Annotated in this window: 3 protein-coding genes and 1 tRNA gene; 2 read left to right on the plus strand and 2 right to left on the minus strand. The window is 42.0% G+C overall.

Annotated features, from left to right (window positions below; translation table 11 throughout):
- Positions 1-347: 347 nt before the first annotated feature.
- Both ACEW8O_RS14555 and ACEW8O_RS14560 read right to left on the minus strand, forming a co-directional pair.
- A tRNA-His gene (locus tag ACEW8O_RS14555) sits at positions 348-423 on the minus strand.
- Between the two features lie 75 nt (positions 424-498).
- Entirely contained in the window at positions 499-1,848 is a 1,350-nt protein-coding gene (locus ACEW8O_RS14560; RefSeq protein WP_373495355.1) for a dihydroorotase, read from the minus strand.
- Between the two features lie 133 nt (positions 1,849-1,981).
- Between ACEW8O_RS14560 and ACEW8O_RS14565 the strand changes: the two genes are divergently transcribed.
- Both ACEW8O_RS14565 and hsdR read left to right on the plus strand, forming a co-directional pair.
- Positions 1,982-3,343, plus strand: a complete 1,362-nt coding sequence (locus ACEW8O_RS14565; RefSeq protein WP_373495356.1) for a DEAD/DEAH box helicase — start codon at positions 1,982-1,984, stop codon at positions 3,341-3,343.
- Positions 3,344-3,582: 239 nt separating this feature from the next.
- Positions 3,583-6,060: type I restriction-modification system endonuclease (gene hsdR / locus ACEW8O_RS14570; RefSeq protein ID WP_373495357.1), on the plus strand; the 2,478-nt coding region annotated here is incomplete at its 3' end.

Raw genomic sequence — 6,060 nt, forward strand, 5'->3', positions numbered from 1 at the left:
AAGTTTTGAGATTTCCATAAAAATACTTTTTTGATACCGAAAGAAAAACTTATTGTCACAAAAAAAAAGGTTATTGTAACATAACCTTTGAATTTTTCTGAAATCCGTATCAGATGCTTTCTTTTTGCAATTCCTCAAAGTTTCTGAGCGATTCCTCAAACTTTGTCATATATAATTGAACAAATTTCAGATTGACAGGTTTGACCTTGGGGAATTTTGGCGAAGCTTTAAATAATGTAAACATTGCCTTTCAAATTTTAATTTTAACCACTCATACAAAATTTATGCCATTTGGGTTCATTATTGATTGTTAAAATAAGAAAACCCCTCTCATCGAGAGGGGTTATGGGTGGAAGACCGGGTTCGAACCGGCGACCTCTGGATCCACAAACCAGCGCTCTAACCAGCTGAGCTACAACCACCATTTATTTGATCATCACCCCGAACTTTTCCGGAATGGACTGCAAAGGTAATGTTTCACTTTTTCCAAAGCAATACTCAATCCTGTAATTTTCTTGAAAATTTTAATCGCTGTCCTTTTTGTTCTTCATGAAAGGTCCCATTTTCGAACGCTAAATGTCCGGATACGATAGTATGGGTTACTTTTGACTTAAAGGTATGTCCTTCAAAAGGTGACCAGCCACATTTGGACAACACATTGTCTTTCTTGACTGTCCATGGACTGTCCAGGTCTGCGATTACCATATCAGCGTGATAGCCTGGGCGGATATAACCTCTTTTGTCTATTTCAAACAGTACGGCAGGGTTGTGGCACATCTTTTCAGCAATCTGTTCCAGCCTGATTTTTCTCTGGTGGTACAGGTCCAGCATGGCCACCAAACTGTGCTGTACCAATGGCCCACCCGATGGAGCGGATAAATAAGATTTATTTTTCTCCTCTAAAGTATGGGGTGCATGGTCTGTGGCAATGACATCTATATGTCCGTCCAAAACACCTTCCAATATCTTATCCCTATCATCTGCAGTTTTGATGGCGGGGTTCCATTTTATGAAATTACCTTTTTCTTCATAATCATCTTCTGAGAACCACAAATGATGGATGCAGGCCTCAGCAGTGATTCTTTTTTCTTCCAAAGGCAATCTTTCGTCAAAAAGCCCAACTTCCTTTGCAGTACTGATATGTAAAACATGGAGCCTGCTGCCATACTTTCTGGCAAGATCCACCACTGTTTTGGAGGCGTCATAACAAGCCTTTTCAGATCTGATTTTTGGATGATATTTTACCGGGATGTCATCTCCATATTGCTGCTTGTATTTTTCGAGATTCTCATTGATAATATTGTCATTTTCACTGTGGGTGGCAATGATCAGCTTGCATTCTGAAAAAATCCTGTCCAGACTTTTGGGGTTATCGACAAGCATATTGCCGGTGGAAGAACCTTGAAAGACCTTAATGCCACAGACATTTTCAGGGTCAACTTTAAGGATCTCTTCAATATTGTCATTGGTAGCTCCAAAGAAAAAAGAATAGTTGGCCAAAGATTTTTCGGATGCAATGCTGAATTTCTCTTCCAATAGTTCTAGTGTGGTGGCCTGGGGGACGGTATTGGGCATTTCCATATAAGAAGTAATACCTCCCGCGACAGCAGCTTTGCTTTCTGTGTAGATGTCTGCTTTGTGCGTCAATCCCGGTTCTCTAAAGTGAACCTGATCATCGATCAGACCCGGGAAAATATATTTGCCACTTGCATCTATGGTCTTGTCAGCCTCAAATTCAGACAGGTCGGTACCTATATTATAAAACACACCGTCTTTGATCAAAACATCAGAACGGGTTATCTTGCCTTCATTTACTATATTTGCACCTGTGATTAATATACTTTTCATTTTGCACTTGATTTGGAGAGATTAATTGACAATGGAATAATTAGCCGCTAAGGGATGTTTACAAAAATTAACCCTTGGTTTCAGAAAATGGTTTATTTCATACCCCTTAACTCAAGTTCAAAAATACAAAAACATGTCTGATAGCCCTCAAACTTTTGATAATTTTAAACTGAATAAGCAACTTTTGGATGCCGTAAAGGACGCAGGATATATAAAGCCGACCCCTATACAGGAACAGGCGATCCCGTTAGCTTTGGCAGGCCATGATGTGTTGGGAATAGCACAGACAGGAACTGGTAAAACAGCCGCTTATGTATTGCCATTGCTGATGAAGGTCAAATATGCCCAAGGTCAGCATCCCCGGGCACTGATTCTGGCACCCACACGGGAATTGGTCATGCAGATAGCCGAGGCGGTAACAGACTTCGGAAAATATACCGATCTGAGGTTTGTGAGTCTCTATGGCGGCATAGGACCAAAAACCCAAATCGAAAAAGTACAGGCCGGGGTGGACATTATCATTTCGACACCTGGAAGGTTTTTGGACTTATACAAACGAGGTGAGATTTTTACCCGAGAGATCAAAACTATGGTGATGGATGAGGCGGACAAAATGCTGGACATGGGTTTTTTGGGACAGATCAGGGCGATTTTGGAAGTGATCCCGGTCAAAAGACAGAATATGCTTTTCTCAGCCACTTTCAGTGGAAAAACCGAAATGCTTTCACATGATTTCCTGGAGTTTCCGGAGAGGGTGGAAATAGACATTCAGGCCACCACAGCAGAAACCATCGAACAGGTAAAATACCTGGTACCCAATATCAAGACTAAGATCAACCTGCTGGTTCATTTATTGGAGAATGAGGATTTCAATAGGGTTATGATCTTCACCAAATCCAGGAAAAATGCCGAGTCGGTATTCAGTTATCTGGAAAGAAAACATCTGGGCTCTATCCGTGTCATCCATGCCAATAAGGGTCAGAATACCCGGATCAATTCTATGGAGGATTTCAAAGCCGGGGAAGTCAGGATATTGGTAGCAACCGATGTGGCCTCAAGAGGTCTCGACGTCAGTATGGTCAGTCATGTGGTCAACTTCGATGTCCCATTGATCTATGAGGATTATGTGCATAGAATCGGCAGGACCGGAAGGGCCGAAAATGAAGGGGCGGCCATTACTTTTATTAATCCAGCTGAAGAATATCATTTTGAGAAAATAGAGGAGATTATCAGAATGGAAGTGCCTACAGTTCAGATTCCTGAAGAGGTAACTGTGACCCCAACACCATTTGAAGAAAAACAGGGCAATGCCAGAGAAATAGATGGGCAGAAGAAAAAAGAGAACCCGGACTTCAAAGGCGGATTCCATGAAAAGAGGGCCCGCCCAAAGCCAAATCCCACCAAAGTCGAAAAGAAACGCGGCAACAAAAACTCCAAAGCCAAAAGAAACAGGAATCAGATGAAGACAAAGGGGAAATGGAAGAAGGGTGGATGAAATTGAGATTTTAGATTTTAGAATTAAGATTTTAGATTTGAAACAATAGGTTATGATCTCATGAATTAAGTTTCTTGGGTTATAGGAGACATGATGAGGGGTTGTGCTGGCCACTTCTTGGGTTTATTCATCTACCTGATATTCTTTCAGGATAAATAAGATCCATACCTTATTTGCTGACCATTTTTGGAGAATTATATGTTTTATCTATATTTATCGATAAGCGAATAAAAACCTTGATGGACAAATCCAATTTTTCATATCTGGAAGCTGAATTCCCCATACTTTTCAATATCGGTCAGGCGGCTGAGTTTAACTTGCATCAGGATCCCATTACCTGCATGTTTAAATTGCGTCAGTTCGGGGAAAGGGTGAGTGAATTGCTCTTTGAGCTGCACCATTTGGATTTTCCTTATGATAACTCTTTTCACAACAGGTTGAAAATCCTTGAATTTGAAAATGTACTCCCCAATCAGGTCAAAGACCTGCTTCATGCCATTAAGCAGAAGGGAAACGTTGCCGTGCACCAAAACAAAGGGACTTTGGAAGACGCCAAAGGACTGCTTTTTTCTACTTTCAAAATTGCCAAGTGGTTTTATCAAACTTACTCAGAGGAAAACGATGAACTGAGTACCGTCAAATTCCATCTTCCCGGGAAACTTGATGCCAGGCATGCCCTACATGAACTTGAAAAGGAATACGCAAACCTCCAAGAGAAATTCGATGCGCTCTTAGAAGAAAGAAGTACTGCTAAACTCCCTGAAGAAAAGCTGCTGGAAATACAGGACCGCTCTCAAAAAGCAGCCAAAAAGATAGAAATGTCCGAGGCGGAAACACGCTTGTTGATCGACGAACAATTGAGAACTGCTGGCTGGGAGGTAGATACACAAACCATTAATTTCCGAAAGCATCGAACCCAACCCAAGAGGGGGAAGAATTTGGCCATAGCCGAGTGGCCATGTGGAAGTAAATGGGCAGATTATGCGCTATTTGTCGGTACACAACTTTATGGTATCGTAGAGGCAAAGAAATATGCTTCTGATATTTCGACAGACCTATCTCAGTCGAAAGTATATGCAGAATGTTTCGAAGTCGGGCATGAAGCCGAGCTTTTGGGAGAGTGGCAGGGATATAAAGTCCCGTTCCTTTTCTCAACCAATGGCCGGGCTTATCTCGAACAGATCAAAACCAAAAGTGGGGTTTGGTTTTTGGATGTCAGGATAAAACACAACAGGTCAAAAGCTTTACAAGGTTGGTACAGCCCCGAAGGTTTGGTCAAACTATTGGAAAAAGACCTGAAAGCCTCTGAGGACAAACTGAAATCAGAACCGGTAGATTTTTTGGAAAGCAATTCAGGATTGGCTCTTAGAAAATACCAAATAGAAGCCATCCAGGAATTGGAAAAAGTTTTACTCAACAATCCTGACCGCTCAAGAGCTTTGATCACCATGGCTACGGGAACAGGAAAAACACGAACCATTATCGGGCTTTGTTATCGCCTGATCCAATCCAACCGATTCAAAAGGATTCTTTTTCTGGTTGATCGAACGCTTTTGGCCACACAAGCCATCAATTCCTTCAAAGACAATAAGATTATCGGGCTCAATACCTTTTCGGAAATCTATGGCATCAAAGAGTTACAGGATAAAGTTCCTGAACTGGATACCAGACTACATTTTGCAACTGTGCAGGGAATGGTCAAACGGCTTTTTTACAGCCAAGATCAGGATGTTCCTCCGGTAGATCAATATGATTGCATCATCATTGATGAAGCGCATAGGGGCTATTTGATGGACAGGGAAATGGATGATGAGGAATTGAACTTCAAGGATCAACGGGATTATGTGAGCAAATACCGCATGGTTTTGGATTATTTTGATGCTTATGCCATTGGGCTTACCGCCACTCCAGCCTTGCACACAACTGAGATTTTTGGACCTGCAGTATATACCTATTCCTACAGGGAGGCAGTCATAGATGGATTTTTGATTGACCATGAACCACCTTATATTATCAAGACCAAGTTGGCCGAAGAGGGAATTACTTGGGAAAAAGGTGCTCAACCAAAGGCGCTTGACCGAGAAAATAATACCATTATCGAACTGGAAAAGCTTGAAGACGAGTTGAAGATTGATATTGCGGGATTCAATAAACAGGTAATAACACCAAGTTTTAACATGACGGTTATCCAACAACTGGTCAAGGAACTGGATCCGGATGGAGAAGAAAAATCCCTGTTCTTTGCTGCCACAGACGAGCATGCCGATATGGTAGTGGCTTATCTGAAAGAGGAATTTGCCGCAATCGGAGTCGATGTGGCAGACAATGCCATCCAGAAAATTACGGGCAAATCCTACAATCCCAAAGACCAATTCCAACGCTTCAAAAATGAAAAGTACCCCAATATAGCCGTTACCGTAGATCTATTGACCACGGGGATTGACGTGCCTGCTATCTGTAACCTGGTCTTTATGCGCCGGGTCAAATCCAGGATTTTGTATGAACAGATGCTCGGAAGGGCAACCCGTAGATGTGATGAGATTGGAAAGGAAGTTTTCAGGATTTATGATGCGGTAAAGATTTACGAAACCTTGGAGGACTTTACCCAAATGAAACCTGTGGTGGCCAATCCCAAAGTGAGCTTTCGGCAATTGGTGGAAGAATTCAAAGATATAGATCAGGGAGAACGGGCCAAAAGGCAGGTGGAGCAGTTGGTG

The organism is Aquiflexum sp. (assembly GCF_041749095.1).
Taxonomy (GTDB): domain Bacteria; phylum Bacteroidota; class Bacteroidia; order Cytophagales; family Cyclobacteriaceae; genus Aquiflexum.